A 14,033-nucleotide genomic window follows, 5' to 3' on the forward strand; every position below is an offset into this window, starting at 1 on the left:
AAATGCACGTGACGGAGATACACTATAGTACGTGATTGGTGGCAGAATCCATCTGAATTCAGATGGTTTCTTTGTGAGGGAACAGTAACAAGCGGACGGGTGAGTGAGAAACAGTGCACAAGGAAGAGTTAATCAGGCTTCACAAGATAATGGCAGAAATTAAGGACAGTTTTGAGGAAGAAAATCCTGAAAATGATTTTTCAGATTATTACGCCCTGAAGATTGATCCCAGCCAGGTTCACAAGAGCAAAATGGAGCATAAACATGCAATCTTTATTCTTGGTCAGGAGATTGCTGAGATCATGAAAGACAATGAACATTCAGCTCCGAACCGTATCGCTGCACGCATGCGTGAACTTGCACAGCGGACGGAAAAAGAGATTGATTACCTATCTTAACCGGTTATTTTTTTCGATCTTCTCCGATGAGATATTCTGCGAGAAGCTCGGGGATGGGCGCTTCCATGCAGTGCCAGTTTGGCGTGCCGTTGACTTCAAGCACAGTATAGCCGGTGCCCTGTTCTAACAGGTCAACACCGCAGTAGTCAATTCCGACTGCCCGGGCGGCAGCTCCTGCTACCTCTTTCATCGCATCCGGCAATTCTATGAGAGCAGTTCCCGTCCCTCCCTGGTGGATATTATGGGCAAAGGTATCCGAGACACGGACGATGGCACCGACAGCAACACCGCCGATGACAAATACCCGGTAATCGCGGTCATTTTGTACGTATTCCTGGAGATAATATGGCCCTTCCGGCAGTTCGCTGATATCAGTGAACGGAAAGATGCCATTCCCGTCATATCCGTAAAGAGGTTTATAGACTGCCTGTTTATGGCGGGCGAGAAACCGCTCTGCCTCGGTTATTGAACCGGTAAATATGGTCTCCGGTGTCGGGACACCTGCTGCCAGCAGGCGGGCGGTGGTCTGTGCCTTGCTTGCACAGACTGCAATCGCATGCGGGGCATTCACCATTCTGTTTGCGAGCGCAAGAGCGCTGATGACTTCAAACTGGACTCCGTCCTGTTTGATGCCGCAGACCCATACCGTCTCTCCCGAGATATCCGGTGAGAAGGGGTCTATTGAGTCCAGATCAAGCAGTGCATACGGGTAATCGCGACTTTCCAGTGCGCGAATGACCATTCCGGTGGAGTTGTCATCCGGTGTGTCGGTTGGTTTTGGAACAATGTAGATCATGCGTGTCGTCCGTGTGTTTGAAAAAAGTGGTTATAAGTTCTGTTGTGATGACTGTTTTATATTTTTTCAGGTGATGGTGTCAGGATCAACAATTTCATCCTTTGTAACGATTGGCTTTGCATATTTCTGCCAGATCGCTTCCCTGTACACCGGGCCGCTGTTGTAGGTGCAGAAGGGTATCAGTGTCCCGTCCGGGGTGGCATAATGGATACAGCAGCGCTGGACACGGTCTGTGTCGTAATTGAAGCTGTCCATGAAGTGCATCGTGCCGATAAAGATTGCATTCCAGTGGAACTTTCGCAATGCCTCAAAATCATGCTTGACGAGCGTCTGGGCGATAATCTTCCAGAATACCGTGTTGCTGCTGACCTTATTGTTTTTGAGCGAGACTCTCATGTCATTGATGCCTTCGACGAGGGTCTTGTACTTGTTCAGCGACCCGTCACCATGGTTCAGCTTCTCACCCATCTGTTTGACAGCCATGAAGAATTCGTCGACATCAATCATATCATTTATCGGGACAATTCCGTCTTCTGTGACAAATCCATAGGTTGCCGCCCCGCAGTGCTGGTGGGTGGTGAATCTTACCTGTGGTTCACCGGTATAGGTCTCAATCAGGTCAGAAAATGGCAGGACACAGGGCACCGGATAGAAATAATCCTTCTTGATTATTCCACCTGTCTGCTCCTCGATTCTTTCTGCGAGGTCAGGGATGGTCACCCGTTCTTTTGACACGTTGTCCGGCGATGCGGCACCGGTGAATGCCACCGGCTGATAATTGACCCCCCGGACAACATCAACATTGTCTGCGGCAAACCGGATGATGTCTCCGACTTCATGATCATTTCTGCCGTTAATGATAGTCGGTACCAAAACAACGCCCAACTTTGCTTTCCTGCAGTTATCTATAGCTTTTTTGCTTATTTTTATCAGTGGATTCGTCTTTGTGGTGACGCCGTCAAAATGCAGATAGAGGGTGCAAACCCCTGCCTCCATCAGCCCTTTTGCATACTGTGCGTCCTGTGCTATCCTGATGCCGTTGGTGGCAATCTGCACCTGACTGAATCCCATCTGTTTTGCTTTTTTAACAATTGCAAAGAGATCGTCCCGCATGGTGGGCTCACCCCCGGAGAACTGCACAGCCGGTGCAGGTACCGGTTTCTGGTCCCGTAAGAGCTGCATCATGCCGATCACCTCATCAAAGGATGGTTCATAGATGTAGCCGCATGCATGGGCGTTTGCAAAACAGAAATCACAGGCGAGGTTGCAGCGGTTTGTCAGATCGATATTTGCGAGCAGAGTCCCTGATTTATGGTTGGTGCAAAGTCCGCAGTCCAGCGGACATCCGTTCACCTCTTTTTTCTGTGGATTGTCGATACCCGGTCCTATCCCCTCAAAGATATCAAATTTTTTGTACATCTCTGCATCGGACCAGTAGAGATCTTTACTGACCCCATGTTCAGGGCATTCCCGCGTGATGTAAATCTTTCCATCCTCTTCGATTACATCTGCCGCCAGGATTGCCCCACATGTTGGGCACAGGCTTGTTGTTTGTTTTAATGCCACCATTGAACATCACACGGAGTTATCATCTATTTAAAATCAACCAATGTTCTCTACTATTCATCCCGTCAGTATTAAGGATTGTTTTTTCGACAATTTTCTCGGTTAAACTGGAATAAATCCGTTTGGTCTCGCATATTTCAGTAAGAACTGATACCGTTTTTTCTATGTTAAATAGAAATCCGATACCTTAATGATTTCTTTCGGTCTTATATTCTGTACTTCCGGGGAGGCATTTATATAAGTATATACGACATTCTGTTCTCTTTGCTCTTCGCCTTCTGGATTATGATTCCTGCTTATGTTCCGAATTCAGCGGCTGCTGTGTTCGGCGGGGGAAGACCAATCGACGGCGGGAGAAACTGGCGTGACGGAAGGCGTATGCTGGGGGACGGGAAGACCTGGCGGGGCCTTTTTGGCGGTGTATTGTCCGGAATATGCATCGGTATGCTGCAGGTGGTGGCTGAGCCGTATCTTGGCATCTCGGTTCTGACGCCAACAGTTGTTGTCTGCCTTGCAGCTGGTGCGCTTCTGGGAGATATGGTGAAGAGTTTTGCCAAACGGCGGCTCAATAAGACCCGTGGAGAGGAGTGGCTGATTGCCGACCAGTATGATCTCGTTTTTGGAGCGTTTGCCCTGCTTCTGCTCTTTAATTACGCATGGGTCATTGCCACCATCACCCCGGTCATCCTGATCTGGATTCTTATCCTGACCCCCCTCCTCCATCGCGGAGCAAATATTATTGGCTATCTCATAGGAGTGAAAGACGTACCATGGTAGATAATGCAGTAAAAGAATGCCTGATTGAATACGGGGCAATACAGTTTGGTGAGTTTACCCTCGCCTCCGGGCAGCAGAGTTCGTATTACATTAACATTAAAGATGCAGCGACCCAGCCGGCACTCCTTGCGGCTATCGGCCGTGCCATCTCTGATGTGGGAACATTTGACTGCGTCGCCGGAGTTGCGGTCGGTGCGGTGCCCATTGCGGTGGCTGCATCCCTGGCGTCCGGAAAACCCTATGCAATCATCCGCAAAGGTGAGAAAGGATATGGCGTCGGCGGCACCGTTATCGGCGATGTGAACGGGAAGCATGTGCTTCTGGTGGAGGATGTGACAACATCCGGTGGAAGTGTTATCTATGGCATCAATGCACTGCGGGAAGCCGGTGCCGTGGTGGAGACGGTCGTGACCGTTGTGGACCGCGAACAGGGTGCATCCGACCGTCTGGCTGACGTTGGCGTGGCTCTGGTTCCGCTCGTCCGTGTCTCTGACCTTCTTGGTCAATAATAACCTTTTAGCAGTCTGCACTGCAATAATGGATATGAAAATTCTTGTTGTGGGTGGAGGGGGCAGGGAGCATGCACTGGCTGATGCCCTTTCACGCAGCAGCAATGTTGAAATCTATTCTGTAATGGGGAAGGAAAACCCTGGTATCGCTGCGCTTTCTGCAGATGTGTACATCTGCAAAGAGACGGAAATTCACCGTGTTGCCGACTATGCAGAGGCAAACGGTGTTGAATACGCGGTTGTAGGTCCTGAGGCGCCACTGGAGGCGGGCCTCGCTAATGAACTTGCGGCACGCGGCATCTCCTGCATCGGCCCCCGCAAGGAGGCCGCACGGCTTGAGACAGACAAGGAGTTCTGCCGGAATCTGATGCGCGACCATGGGATTGAGGGATGTCCGGGATATCAGGCATTCCACAACCCGGAGGAGGCATGCAGGTACATTGATGAACATGATGTGGACCTTGCCATTAAGCCGATTGGCCTGACCGGTGGAAAAGGCGTCAAAATAATGGGTGAACATGTCGACTCCGTGGGTGCAAAGGACTACATCCGTGAGATTGGAGGGGATGTGGTACTCGAGGAGCGGCTCATCGGTGAAGAGTTCACCCTGATGGCATTCGTAGACGGCACGCATCTGGTGCCGATGCCTCTTGTTCAGGACCACAAACGGGCATATGAAGGAGATGTCGGTCCGAACACCGGCGGTATGGGGTCATACTCCATGGAAGATCACTCATTCCCGTTCGTCACAGATGCAGACAGAACCCGTGCATTTGCCATTATGGAGAAGGTCATTGCTGCGCTGAATGCAGAAGGCCATCAGTATGTCGGTTTCCTGTATGGCCAGTTCATGAATACGGCGGACGGACCCAAGGTGATTGAGTTTAATGCGCGGTTTGGTGACCCGGAGGCGATGAACCTCCTTTCGCTTCTGACCTCTGACTTTGCAGTCATTCTCGTCAAAATGGCGGCAGGGACGCTTACACCGGAGGACGTTACCTTCGCACACCAGGCATCTGTCTGCAAATACCTGGTCCCGGAAGGGTATCCTGACGCACCGCAGGAAGGGCAGCCCCTTATCATTGGCAACTATGGGGGAGCGAAGCTCTTCTTTGCAAATATCACCTTCAAAGACGGTGAGTATTATACCCAGACATCCCGGACTCTTGCTTTTGTCGGCATTGGCGACACCCTCGCAGAGGCTGAGATGCAGGCAGAGCAGGCCGCGGCGTCGGTGAGCGGCGCAGTCCGCTACCGGCATGATATCGGCACGATGGGAGTCCTTGAGAAGAGGATTGCCCATATGAGGGACATTCGATGAAACGTGATCTCCTCTCCATCCGGGACCTCTCCCGTTCTGAACTCCACGGGATCGTGGATACAGGCATTCACCTCAAAGCCCTGCGCAATGCAGGGACAGATCATTCTCTGCCACGGAAGCACACGCTGGGCATGATCTTTGAGAAGGCGTCCACCCGTACCCGCATCTCCTTTGAAGTGGGGATGTTTGAACTGGGCGGGCATGCTCTTTTTCTGAACCCCAATGACATGCAGCTGGGCCGGGGGGAAGAGGTGCGGGATACTGCCCGTACCCTCTCGCGATACCTTTCTCTCATCATGCTCCGTTCCTATCGGCATGAGACAGCAGTTGAACTGGCAGCCTATGCAGGCATTCCTGTCATAAACGGCCTCTCTGACCGGGAGCATCCCTGCCAGATCCTTGCAGACATCATGACGATACAGGAGGAGTTTGGAAGAACTGAAGGCCTCAGGGTGGCCTACATTGGTGACAGCAATAATGTCTGCAACTCTCTGCTTCTTGCAGCACCGATGGCAGGTTATGAGATGGCGGTTGCATCCCCGGAAGGGTTTGGGCCGAAAGAGGAGATCCAGGAACTGGCAGACCGCGCGGGAGCGAGGTATGAGCTGTGTATATCGCCTGAAGAGGCTGTTTCAGGAGCCGATGTCGTGTATACGGACACCTGGGTTTCAATGGGGACCGAGAGTGAACGTGAAACGAGGCTTCGGGCCTTTGCAGGGTTTACGGTAAATGAGCTACTGATGGAGAAAGCAGCGGACGGTGCGAAGGTGATGCACTGTCTTCCTGCACACCGGGGAGAGGAGATCTCAGGCGTTGTGATGGACGGGCCGTCCTCAGTTATCTGGAATCAGGCTGAGAACCGGTTGCATGCCCAGAAGGCGCTTATGAAAATGCTTCTGGGGTAACCGGATCGGGCTTAATAATTTAAAATTTTCATAAAATCAAGAATTGGCATCCCGCCACTTTTTTTCGCATCTTCAATCATCAGGATCATCTCCTCCAGGATTTCATCGTCTTCCCTGGGTGATGTACCCTGCAAAAAACTTTCCAGTGCCTTATGCTGGTATATCTTGTGCTGAAGCCTGATGTCACGATGTCCGACTACTGCCACAAATGCATTGCATTTTGAGTCAAAGGTGATTGAGATGATGCTGTCAACATTGACGTAATTATTTTCGATGGACTTTACCCAGACCATTATAAGCAGTGTATTTGGGATACAAAATAATAGGGTTTTTGAATTGCCTTTTTAAAACCGGCCTTTATTCATCTCCGGAGATATAGGCCTCAAGCCTGTTGTAGAGGTCTTCCTGCACCTTCTCAAGGACTTCCCGTGTACCACGGAAGGCAAGCAGTTCCCGTGTATCGCCTTCCATGTTTGCAAAGTAGAGCTGTCGTTTTCTCATCACGACTTCAACGTCATACTGTTCATTAAGCTCGTAGATCATACTGCGGGGAACACCCGGGGGTATTATAAGGTCAAATTTATCGTCTGTCATGGTTGTTCCATTTATTTTCCAATCTTCATACGCCTGTTCATGATACACGGGCCACCGCGTACTCCCCCGATTGGCTCGTTGGGTTTCCCGAGGGAGAGCATGCAGCGTCCCATGAGTGCCGCACCGCGTGCCAGTCCGTCATCAACAAAGACGATATGGTCATCAGGTTTTTCAAAGAGGCCGCGTGCAGTGATTCCTTCCATGATGATCTCCGGTTTTCTGCCGGATATCGCTGCCCGGCCGGTAAATCCGATGGATGCATTCGGAGGAATCAGACTCTCTGCTGCTGCGACATCCACGAGGCGCAGTGCCATTCGGGCACAGACATGGTCGATAACCTGTGTAAGGACATCTTTCCCATGATTTCTATATATATCTGCCCCGATTTCCTTAAGTATGTCTTCTCCGCTGTAATTTTTGCCGCAGTCGCATCCGATCATCGCGATGCCGGACTCCATCGCAATGTCTGCACAGACCGGCACTTTACCGAAGTGTTTGCGGTCAGGCGGAACGATACGGATGTCAATGTTTTCATGGATCTGCTCCTCAAATTCCAGAACTTTTGCCGTTTTTTTCCGGGAGAGCCCGCCTATGATGCTTCGTTCTCCAAAGAGATCAAGGGCTGTGCCCTTTCCTTCCTGCACCAGTCCTGTGCCGCGGACGATGGCATCAGGAATTGCACCTGCAAGGCCACAGAAATTGCCGATGGTCCGCGCAAAGGGATATTCCGCCTTCGGGTCGACGTCACTGGTGATTCTGCCGTCGAGGGTTGTACCGAAATCAATCGAGATGCAGGGATTTCTGAAGTCAACCGTCGTCCATTTTGCCCCCTCCTTCATTCCTGCCATTGCAAGCTCTCCTTCCATCTCATTTGCAACCAGCTCGACCCCCGATGAACCGATAGGGGGAGTGACGCCTGCCACGGTGCCGCAGAAGGTTACTTTGTCTGCAAAACTGAATGCCTGCAGTTTTTTGGGGAGATTGTCTTTTGACATGGGGGGAGTCATTTTCTTGGGCGGCACCCCTGCCATCAGGCATCCGTTTGCCAGTGACTTGACGAAATCGCCGACCTGATCAGGGGAGTCCATTGCGGCAACCACACCGGTTGAGCGCACCACAAAGTCCAGATCTTCCTGAATGGAGAGGCCTGCATCTTTATGGCATTTAATCAGGGTATCCCTGACAAGCTCGGCGACAGACTCCTTGGTAATCGGTGTTCCGACAAGGGTCGTGCCAAAGATCTCTTCACCGGGTTTGGGCGGCCGCACGTCACGGCTCATTGATACCGTTTTATGGATAATATACGAACGTCCGGTCTCCAGATTTGTGCCGGTCAGGATACATTTGGTGGTAGTATTGCCCATCTCCACGGACGCAACGATAAAATATGGCTTCACGCGGTATTCCGGTTTCTGGAGCCCTGCCCCCTGTCCCGATACCGGTGGAGGGGGACTATCAACAATATTCGGCGTTGGTTTTTTAAACCGGTCGAAAAAGGCACACATAATAGACCGTTTCCGGTTAACTGATGTTATATTTTTCGATACCGCAAGGCAGCAGGTGAAGCAGAGCAAAAAAAAGGAATTTGGATTATTTTCTGAGCTGTGCGAGTAATCTGGCCTGGAAACCATAGTATGCAGAGAAACCGACTGCATCATTCTGGTCGATTGTCGTACTCTCAAAGGATACAAGATCATCAGAATAGATTGCTTCCTTTGCGCTTCGTCCCACAACCGTCACACTGCCCTTGAAAAGCACAAGATCAACGGTGCCGGTGACCCGCTCCTGTGTTTTGTCAACAAAGGCGGAGAGTGCTTTGAAGAGCGGCTCTTCCACAAGACCCATGTATCCCAGTTCTGACCATTTGTCATCCACTATCGATTTGAATGCCAGTTCCTGCCGGGTAAGCACCAGGCGTTCAAGGTCGGCGTGTGCCTTCAGGAGCACGGTTGCTGCGGGGTGTTCATAGACCTCACGGGCCTTGAGGCCTAAAATCCGGTCTTCTATCATGTCATTCCTGCCGACACCGCATGCACCGGCAATCTCATTGAGTTTCCGGATGAGTGCATATCCGCCGAGCTGTTCGCCGTCCAGAGAGACGGGCACACCGTTCTCAAACCCAATTACGAGTTCACGTGGTTCGTCGGGTGCTGCAGCGGCCGACACTGTCCATGCGTAGATGTCTTCAGGGGGATGGAATGCGGGGTCTTCCAGCTTTCCGCCTTCAATGGACCTGCTCCAGCAGTTTTCATCGACGGAGTATGGCTTATCCTTTACAACGGGTACCGGAATGCCGTGCTTTTCAGCGTATTCCATCTCCCACTCACGGGTCAGGTTCATCTCACGCATCGGTGCGATGATATCAAGGCCTTCCTTGCGGAAGACAAAGTCAAACCGGAGCTGGTCATTTCCTTTCCCGGTACAGCCGTGGGAGACGGTGGTTGCTCCTTCGGCCTTGGCGATTTTTGCGATTTCCTCAGCGATAAGCGGGCGTGCAAGGGCTGTTCCCATTGGATACCCTTCATATGAACCGTTTGCCTTGATTGACGGGAAGAGCTGTTCTGTTACAAACCGCTCTTTGATATCGATGGTGTAGTGCTTATCCGCAATCAGTTCACCCTTCTCGGTTGCCATACGGATGTCCTTTTCCGGCTGACCAACATCGACTGCAACGGTGACAACGGTGTCAAATCCATACTGCTCTTTGAGGAGGGGTACACAGATTGATGTGTCAAGGCCTCCGGAAAATGCAAGAATTACTGTTCCCTTTCCCATGATTGTTCTCCAGTATATATCTCTTGTACGAAATATTCTGCTTCTATATTATGCGACAGAGTAGCTATAAAGTCATATCATTCCTGCAGACAGATCAGTGTGCAGCTAAAGATGGAATCGACGGAGATGCAGAAGGACAGATATGCACCGGAAGATTGCGGGTGATTGTGCATTTGGATGAACTGTTATTTCGGAGAGCTTATTTTGAGATATTTTTACCAAAATGATGCTGTTTTTGGTATGATACTGATCTTCCCTATATATGCAGGTATGCCCGGCCGGGATGAAGGGAGAGGAAAAGGGTTTTTCGGGACCATGGTCTGTCTGCATGGGGACACTGATGGAATATGTGCTACCAGCTCCGCGTCTGTGATGCCGGGTCAGGGCTCATAGAGGTTTCTCCTGAACTTCATCCCGGATGAGAAGGCTTTGCCGGACGGTTCTCCGACGGTATAGTATGTCTTCTTCTGTGAATCGTACAGAAGCGGACGGATTAAATCCATATCCGGCGTGCCGTCCTCCCCACAGGCCTCTTCATCTGCGAGTATCGAGAGTATTTCACCCACAATGAGCGTGTGTGAACCGATGTGCATCAGGTTGCGCACCCTGCAGGCAATTGCAATGGGGCATTCCTCAATGTACGGGGCCTCAATGATCTCGCTTTTCACCGGTGTCATACCGGTTTTAGAAAATTTATCCAGATTTTTCCCTGAAGCAATGCCAAAAAAATCTGTCTCTTCGACAAGTGTCTCAGACGGAATGCAGACCATAAATTCCCCGCGGTCTTTGATGTTCTCCCATGTCTGCCGTGTCTTTCGTATACCCAGTGAGATGCAGGGAGGTTCTGAACAGCATACACCGGCCCATGAGGCGGCCATTGCATCCGGACGTCCGTCGCTTCCATACGTGCAGATGAGAAGCACCGGGCTGGGGTAAAGGAGCGGAACCGGGCTGATGGATTTTTTCATGCATCACATAATCGGCGGTATCCTGATAATCTTTATGCTATGTGAAGGTTACAGGATGTCGTATCTGAGCAGATGGGTGGCAGGCAGTATGACAGGGTGCGATGACCCGGTATATCGGGTGTATGCAGAACGGGAACGGCGGAGAGATGAGAATGCCCGTATCTTAATCCGGCAACTCACAGAGGACGGCATCTCATATCGTGTGCGGGCAGCTGAGGCCCTGGGCACCTGTGGTGGTGATGTGGTGGTGCCTCATCTTATCCGGGCAGCGGAAGATGATCCTGAACCGGATGTCCGTTTCATGGCAATACGGTCCCTTGGCAAACGAAGGGACCCTCTTGCAGCAGAGCCTCTTATCCGGATGCTTGCAATCGGCGATAAATGGATCCGCATGGAAGCGGTGAAGGCATTGGGAGATATTGGTCATCCGTCTGCCGCCCTTTCTCTGATGAATCTCTGTGACGATACTGCTGTGCCGGTAAGAAGAGCAGTCGCAGAGGCACTCGGAAAGATTGAGTGTGAAGCGTGCATGTCTGCTCTTGAGATGATGACGAATGATGAAGATTCGGGGGTCAGGTCTGCGGCACGCCGGGCGCTCTCTTCTCACCGGCATGATGACAATCCTCAGGAAAAATGATTCCGACTGCTCGGTACGGGAAGAGTTCAGCGAACTTTTATATACTGGCGTTCCGTATTTGGGGTAGTGGTTACATGCCTCATGGGAAATTTGAAATTTACAAGGACCGTTCGGGGGAGTACCGGTTCCGCCTGAAGGCAGCAAATGGCCAGACCATTGCAATCGGGCAGGGGTATTCCTCCAAAGCGTCGTGCATGAAGGGTATTGCGAGTATCCGGAAAAACGCTCCTGATGCTGAGATTATTGAACTTGAACTGTAACTTCTGAATTTATAACCGGGCATTTCTTTGCATAACCCCCCCATGAGTCCCGGACATTTCTGTCATGCAAAGATATGTTCAAAATTATTCGAAGTCAAAGATACTTAATTAATCTCTATTCTCCAATAGAACCACATTCAAGCGTAATTGGAGTGTGGAGGATCACATGAAACAAAATATAATCCGGGGCATCTTGGGTGCCGGGATCGTCGTCATCTGTGTCATCATCGGCGCGGGGATTCTTGCCGAACAGCCTTCTGAAACAGAGAATGGAACCGGGATGCAGGTATTTACGTCTGCATCAGGACTGGCTGCATACCTGGACAGCATGCCGCAGGGGGAAAACGGGTATTCGACCGGTTTTATGGGCATCATGGATGGCAATACCCGTGTTGTTTATGAGGAGGCATCATTGGACAATGCAATGACGCCGGTGCCGGTACCGGCGCAGCTCCCGCAGGCTTTGAAAAGTGCGTCGTCCGGTTCAGGTGGGGCAGAGGTATATTCCTCCACGAATGTCCAGGTGGGAGGAGTAGATGAAGCCGATTTCATCAAAAATGACGGGAAATATATCTATCTGGTCACCGGCGGCAGACTGGTGATTGTGGATGCCTACCCGCCCCTTGGTGCAGGCATTATTTCTGAAACACCGCTTTCCGGGACTCCCTCAGCACTCTTTCTCTCGGGCGACCGGCTTGCGGTCTTTTCATCGGTCCGTGAAACCGATTTTATTCACCCCGATAAGAGTGTGGCACCCGTCCCGTATGCCCGGGATGTGACGCATGTGTATGTGTATGATATCAGCGACCGGAAAGAGCCGAAAATCATCCGTGATCTGACGGTGGCCGGCACGTATTATGACGGACGCATGAAAGGGGACGATGTCTTCCTTTTCACCCGTGAATCGCTCGTCCGGCATGGGGATGTGTTGCTGATGCCTGAGGTGCGTGACGGTGACACACTCATTGCACAACCGCCGGTATCTGTGCCGGATATGCCGGGGTATTCCTTCCAGTTTACCACGATAACCTCCTTTGATATTCGTGACGGGTCGGTCACCGATGCGGAGTCATTCCTGCTGGGATATGGGTCCACGCTCTACGCTTCTGTTGACAATATCTACATCGCGTATATCTGGCAGCAGCCATATTCCGGAGGAGTCTGGGACAGGTTCGGGCAGGCACCTGCAGAACCCCGTGAACAATCCGTGGTACACCGGTTCTCTGTAGAGAAGGGTGAAATATCCTATGCGGCCACCGGCACCTTCCCCGGCAGACTGCTGAACCAGTTTTCCCTGGATGAATACAAAGGCAACCTTAGGGTCGCCACGACGGTGAATGACTGGACACGGGATACCTGGGTGCAGTACAACAATGTCTATGTCCTTGATTCCGGCCTGACGATGAAGGGAAAACTGGAGTATCTTGCTCCGGATGAGCGAATCTATGCGGCCCGGTTTATCGGGGACCGGCTGTACCTGGTCACCTTCAAACAGATGGACCCGTTCTTTGTCATCGACCTTACCGACCCAACGACACCTGCGGTTCTGGGCGAACTGAAGATCCCCGGCTACTCCGACTACCTGCATCCGTATGATGCCACCCATATCATCGGCATCGGCAAGGAGACCGTTGCAAATGAGTGGGGAGGGTTTACCACCGGCGGGCTGAAGATGGCGCTCTTTGATGTCGCAGATGTGAACCACCCGAAGGAGGTTGGCAAAGTAGAAATTGGCCTTCCGGGCACGGACTCAGAGGCACTGCACGATCACAAGGCATTTCTCTTTGATGCATCGCGGAATATTCTCGTTCTTCCGGTGCATGAAATCGTGAAAGTGCCGGTCACCGGCAGCCCGTATGATGCGTATTCGACACGCTACTGGCAGGGGGCCTATGTCTATAGTCTGACACCGGAGACAGGCTTTGTTCTGAAGGGAACGGTGACCCACAATGCCGATCCACAGTCCGGGTATTACTGGGGTGCCCCTGACTCTGTCCTGCGGTCCCTGTATATGGATGATGTGCTCTACACGGTTTCCCGCACAAAGCTGGTGATAAGCGGTCTGGAGCACCCGGAGACGGTCTATGGCGCGATCAGCCTTCCCTATGGCGGCGAACGGTATGGTGGCGGCTACTGGCCGGTTCCGGAGCCGCTGTTTGACTAATGCGCTGGTATGAAAACCATTCTTTTTTCATGCGTATAGCTCCCTGGAGAGATGCTGCAGGAATGAATCTCATGGAGAAATGAAAGGATTGATCTGGAATTCAATGCGAATAAAGTGTGATAATAATCCCTCACCCGCACTTCTGGTTCATCGCAGAGTTTCATCAGTGCGTCCAGCCGTCGAAGATGCGGTGCTGTATTCTCACCACTGCAGTTATCGCTTCCGACTCACACTCTTTTGGGACAAATATCCGAATAAAGGTCTATTGGCTACTAAATTGAGATTATCCGGGACATTTAGCCCAGAAAATTGTAACCACACCGAAGCCCGGGTGGGCAGTTCTCAACCGGAGATGGTTTATAG

15 protein-coding genes are annotated in these 14,033 nt (G+C 51.4%); 8 read left to right on the forward strand and 7 right to left on the reverse strand.

Going from position 1 to position 14,033, the window contains the following annotated elements; translation table 11 throughout:
• The first annotated feature begins 113 nt into the window (after positions 1-113).
• Positions 114-398 carry a UPF0058 family protein gene (locus tag L1S32_RS02815; protein WP_278155946.1) on the forward strand — a complete coding sequence of 95 codons (285 nt, stop codon included), beginning with the start codon at positions 114-116 and terminating at the stop codon, positions 396-398.
• 4 nt (positions 399-402) lie between these two features.
• Here L1S32_RS02815 and L1S32_RS02820 read toward each other — a convergent pair whose 3' ends face one another.
• Complete coding sequence (locus L1S32_RS02820) at positions 403-1,194, reverse strand: ATP-grasp domain-containing protein (RefSeq protein WP_278155948.1); 792 nt, start codon at positions 1,192-1,194, stop codon at positions 403-405.
• Between the two features lie 66 nt (positions 1,195-1,260).
• Positions 1,261-2,760: a tetraether lipid synthase Tes gene (gene tes / locus L1S32_RS02825; protein ID WP_278157125.1), complete on the reverse strand. Its 1,500-nt coding sequence runs from the start codon at positions 2,758-2,760 to the stop codon at positions 1,261-1,263.
• Positions 2,761-3,045: 285 nt separating this feature from the next.
• Between tes and L1S32_RS02830 the strand changes: the two genes are divergently transcribed.
• Genes L1S32_RS02830 through argF form a run of 4 tightly spaced genes read left to right on the forward strand, consistent with a single transcriptional unit; the run spans position 3,046 to position 6,272 of the window.
• Entirely contained in the window at positions 3,046-3,537 is a 492-nt protein-coding gene (locus L1S32_RS02830) for a CDP-2,3-bis-(O-geranylgeranyl)-sn-glycerol synthase (RefSeq protein WP_278155950.1), read from the forward strand.
• Positions 3,531-4,046, forward strand: coding sequence for an orotate phosphoribosyltransferase (gene pyrE, locus L1S32_RS02835; RefSeq protein ID WP_278155952.1), 516 nt, complete (start codon positions 3,531-3,533; stop codon positions 4,044-4,046). Before L1S32_RS02830 ends, pyrE begins: the two co-directional genes overlap by 7 nt.
• Before the next feature lie 28 nt (positions 4,047-4,074).
• Complete coding sequence (gene purD / locus L1S32_RS02840; protein WP_278155954.1) at positions 4,075-5,367, forward strand: phosphoribosylamine--glycine ligase; 1,293 nt, start codon at positions 4,075-4,077, stop codon at positions 5,365-5,367.
• Positions 5,364-6,272, forward strand: a complete 909-nt coding sequence (gene argF, locus L1S32_RS02845) for an ornithine carbamoyltransferase (protein WP_278155956.1) — start codon at positions 5,364-5,366, stop codon at positions 6,270-6,272. The genes purD and argF overlap by 4 nt, the downstream gene beginning before the upstream one ends.
• Before the next feature lie 11 nt (positions 6,273-6,283).
• Here argF and L1S32_RS02850 read toward each other — a convergent pair whose 3' ends face one another.
• From L1S32_RS02850 to L1S32_RS02870, 5 genes are all read right to left on the reverse strand, one after another.
• Positions 6,284-6,565, reverse strand: coding sequence for a hypothetical protein (locus tag L1S32_RS02850; RefSeq protein ID WP_278155959.1), 282 nt, complete (start codon positions 6,563-6,565; stop codon positions 6,284-6,286).
• Positions 6,566-6,629: 64 nt separating this feature from the next.
• On the reverse strand, positions 6,630-6,866 hold the full coding sequence (locus L1S32_RS02855) for a hypothetical protein (RefSeq protein ID WP_278155961.1): 237 nt from the start codon (positions 6,864-6,866) through the stop codon (positions 6,630-6,632).
• Positions 6,867-6,877: 11 nt separating this feature from the next.
• Complete coding sequence (locus tag L1S32_RS02860) at positions 6,878-8,371, reverse strand: methanogenesis marker 14 protein (protein ID WP_278155962.1); 1,494 nt, start codon at positions 8,369-8,371, stop codon at positions 6,878-6,880.
• An 85-nt stretch (positions 8,372-8,456) separates the two neighbouring features.
• Positions 8,457-9,641 (reverse strand): argininosuccinate synthase, encoded by a 1,185-nt coding sequence (locus L1S32_RS02865; RefSeq protein ID WP_278155964.1) that lies wholly within the window; start codon positions 9,639-9,641, stop codon positions 8,457-8,459.
• Positions 9,642-10,021: 380 nt separating this feature from the next.
• Positions 10,022-10,609 carry a flavin reductase family protein gene (locus tag L1S32_RS02870; RefSeq protein ID WP_278155966.1) on the reverse strand — a complete coding sequence of 196 codons (588 nt, stop codon included), beginning with the start codon at positions 10,607-10,609 and terminating at the stop codon, positions 10,022-10,024.
• Positions 10,610-10,697: 88 nt separating this feature from the next.
• On the opposite strand from L1S32_RS02870, the gene L1S32_RS02875 reads away from it, so the two are divergent.
• The 3 genes from L1S32_RS02875 (at position 10,698) to L1S32_RS02885 (ending at position 13,670) form a co-directional block, all read left to right on the forward strand.
• Entirely contained in the window at positions 10,698-11,246 is a 549-nt protein-coding gene (locus L1S32_RS02875; RefSeq protein ID WP_278155969.1) for a HEAT repeat domain-containing protein, read from the forward strand.
• Between the two features lie 74 nt (positions 11,247-11,320).
• On the forward strand, positions 11,321-11,506 hold the full coding sequence (locus L1S32_RS02880) for a YegP family protein (RefSeq protein ID WP_062398771.1): 186 nt from the start codon (positions 11,321-11,323) through the stop codon (positions 11,504-11,506).
• 166 nt (positions 11,507-11,672) lie between these two features.
• Positions 11,673-13,670, forward strand: a complete 1,998-nt coding sequence (locus L1S32_RS02885) for a beta-propeller domain-containing protein (RefSeq protein WP_278155973.1) — start codon at positions 11,673-11,675, stop codon at positions 13,668-13,670.
• The last annotated feature ends 363 nt before the right edge of the window (positions 13,671-14,033 follow it).

Source organism: Methanogenium sp. S4BF (genome assembly GCF_029633965.1).
GTDB lineage: Archaea > Halobacteriota > Methanomicrobia > Methanomicrobiales > Methanomicrobiaceae > Methanogenium.

Excerpts from the sequence above, each read along its gene's own strand:
- L1S32_RS02850 (WP_278155959.1), bottom strand. The coding sequence starts at position 6,565 with ATGGTCTGGGTAAAGTCCATCGAAAATAATTACGTCAATGTTGACAGC.
- pyrE (WP_278155952.1), top strand. The coding sequence starts at position 3,531 with ATGGTAGATAATGCAGTAAAAGAATGCCTGATTGAATACGGGGCAATA.
- argF (WP_278155956.1), top strand. The coding sequence starts at position 5,364 with ATGAAACGTGATCTCCTCTCCATCCGGGACCTCTCCCGTTCTGAACTC.
- L1S32_RS02860 (WP_278155962.1), bottom strand. The coding sequence starts at position 8,371 with ATGTGTGCCTTTTTCGACCGGTTTAAAAAACCAACGCCGAATATTGTT.
- L1S32_RS02855 (WP_278155961.1), bottom strand. The coding sequence starts at position 6,866 with ATGACAGACGATAAATTTGACCTTATAATACCCCCGGGTGTTCCCCGC.
- L1S32_RS02865 (WP_278155964.1), bottom strand. The coding sequence starts at position 9,641 with ATGGGAAAGGGAACAGTAATTCTTGCATTTTCCGGAGGCCTTGACACA.
- L1S32_RS02875 (WP_278155969.1), top strand. The coding sequence starts at position 10,698 with ATGACAGGGTGCGATGACCCGGTATATCGGGTGTATGCAGAACGGGAA.
- purD (WP_278155954.1), top strand. The coding sequence starts at position 4,075 with ATGGATATGAAAATTCTTGTTGTGGGTGGAGGGGGCAGGGAGCATGCA.
- L1S32_RS02830 (WP_278155950.1), top strand. The coding sequence starts at position 3,046 with ATGATTCCTGCTTATGTTCCGAATTCAGCGGCTGCTGTGTTCGGCGGG.
- L1S32_RS02885 (WP_278155973.1), top strand. The coding sequence starts at position 11,673 with ATGAAACAAAATATAATCCGGGGCATCTTGGGTGCCGGGATCGTCGTC.
- L1S32_RS02880 (WP_062398771.1), top strand. The coding sequence starts at position 11,321 with ATGCCTCATGGGAAATTTGAAATTTACAAGGACCGTTCGGGGGAGTAC.
- L1S32_RS02870 (WP_278155966.1), bottom strand. The coding sequence starts at position 10,609 with ATGAAAAAATCCATCAGCCCGGTTCCGCTCCTTTACCCCAGCCCGGTG.
- L1S32_RS02820 (WP_278155948.1), bottom strand. The coding sequence starts at position 1,194 with ATGATCTACATTGTTCCAAAACCAACCGACACACCGGATGACAACTCC.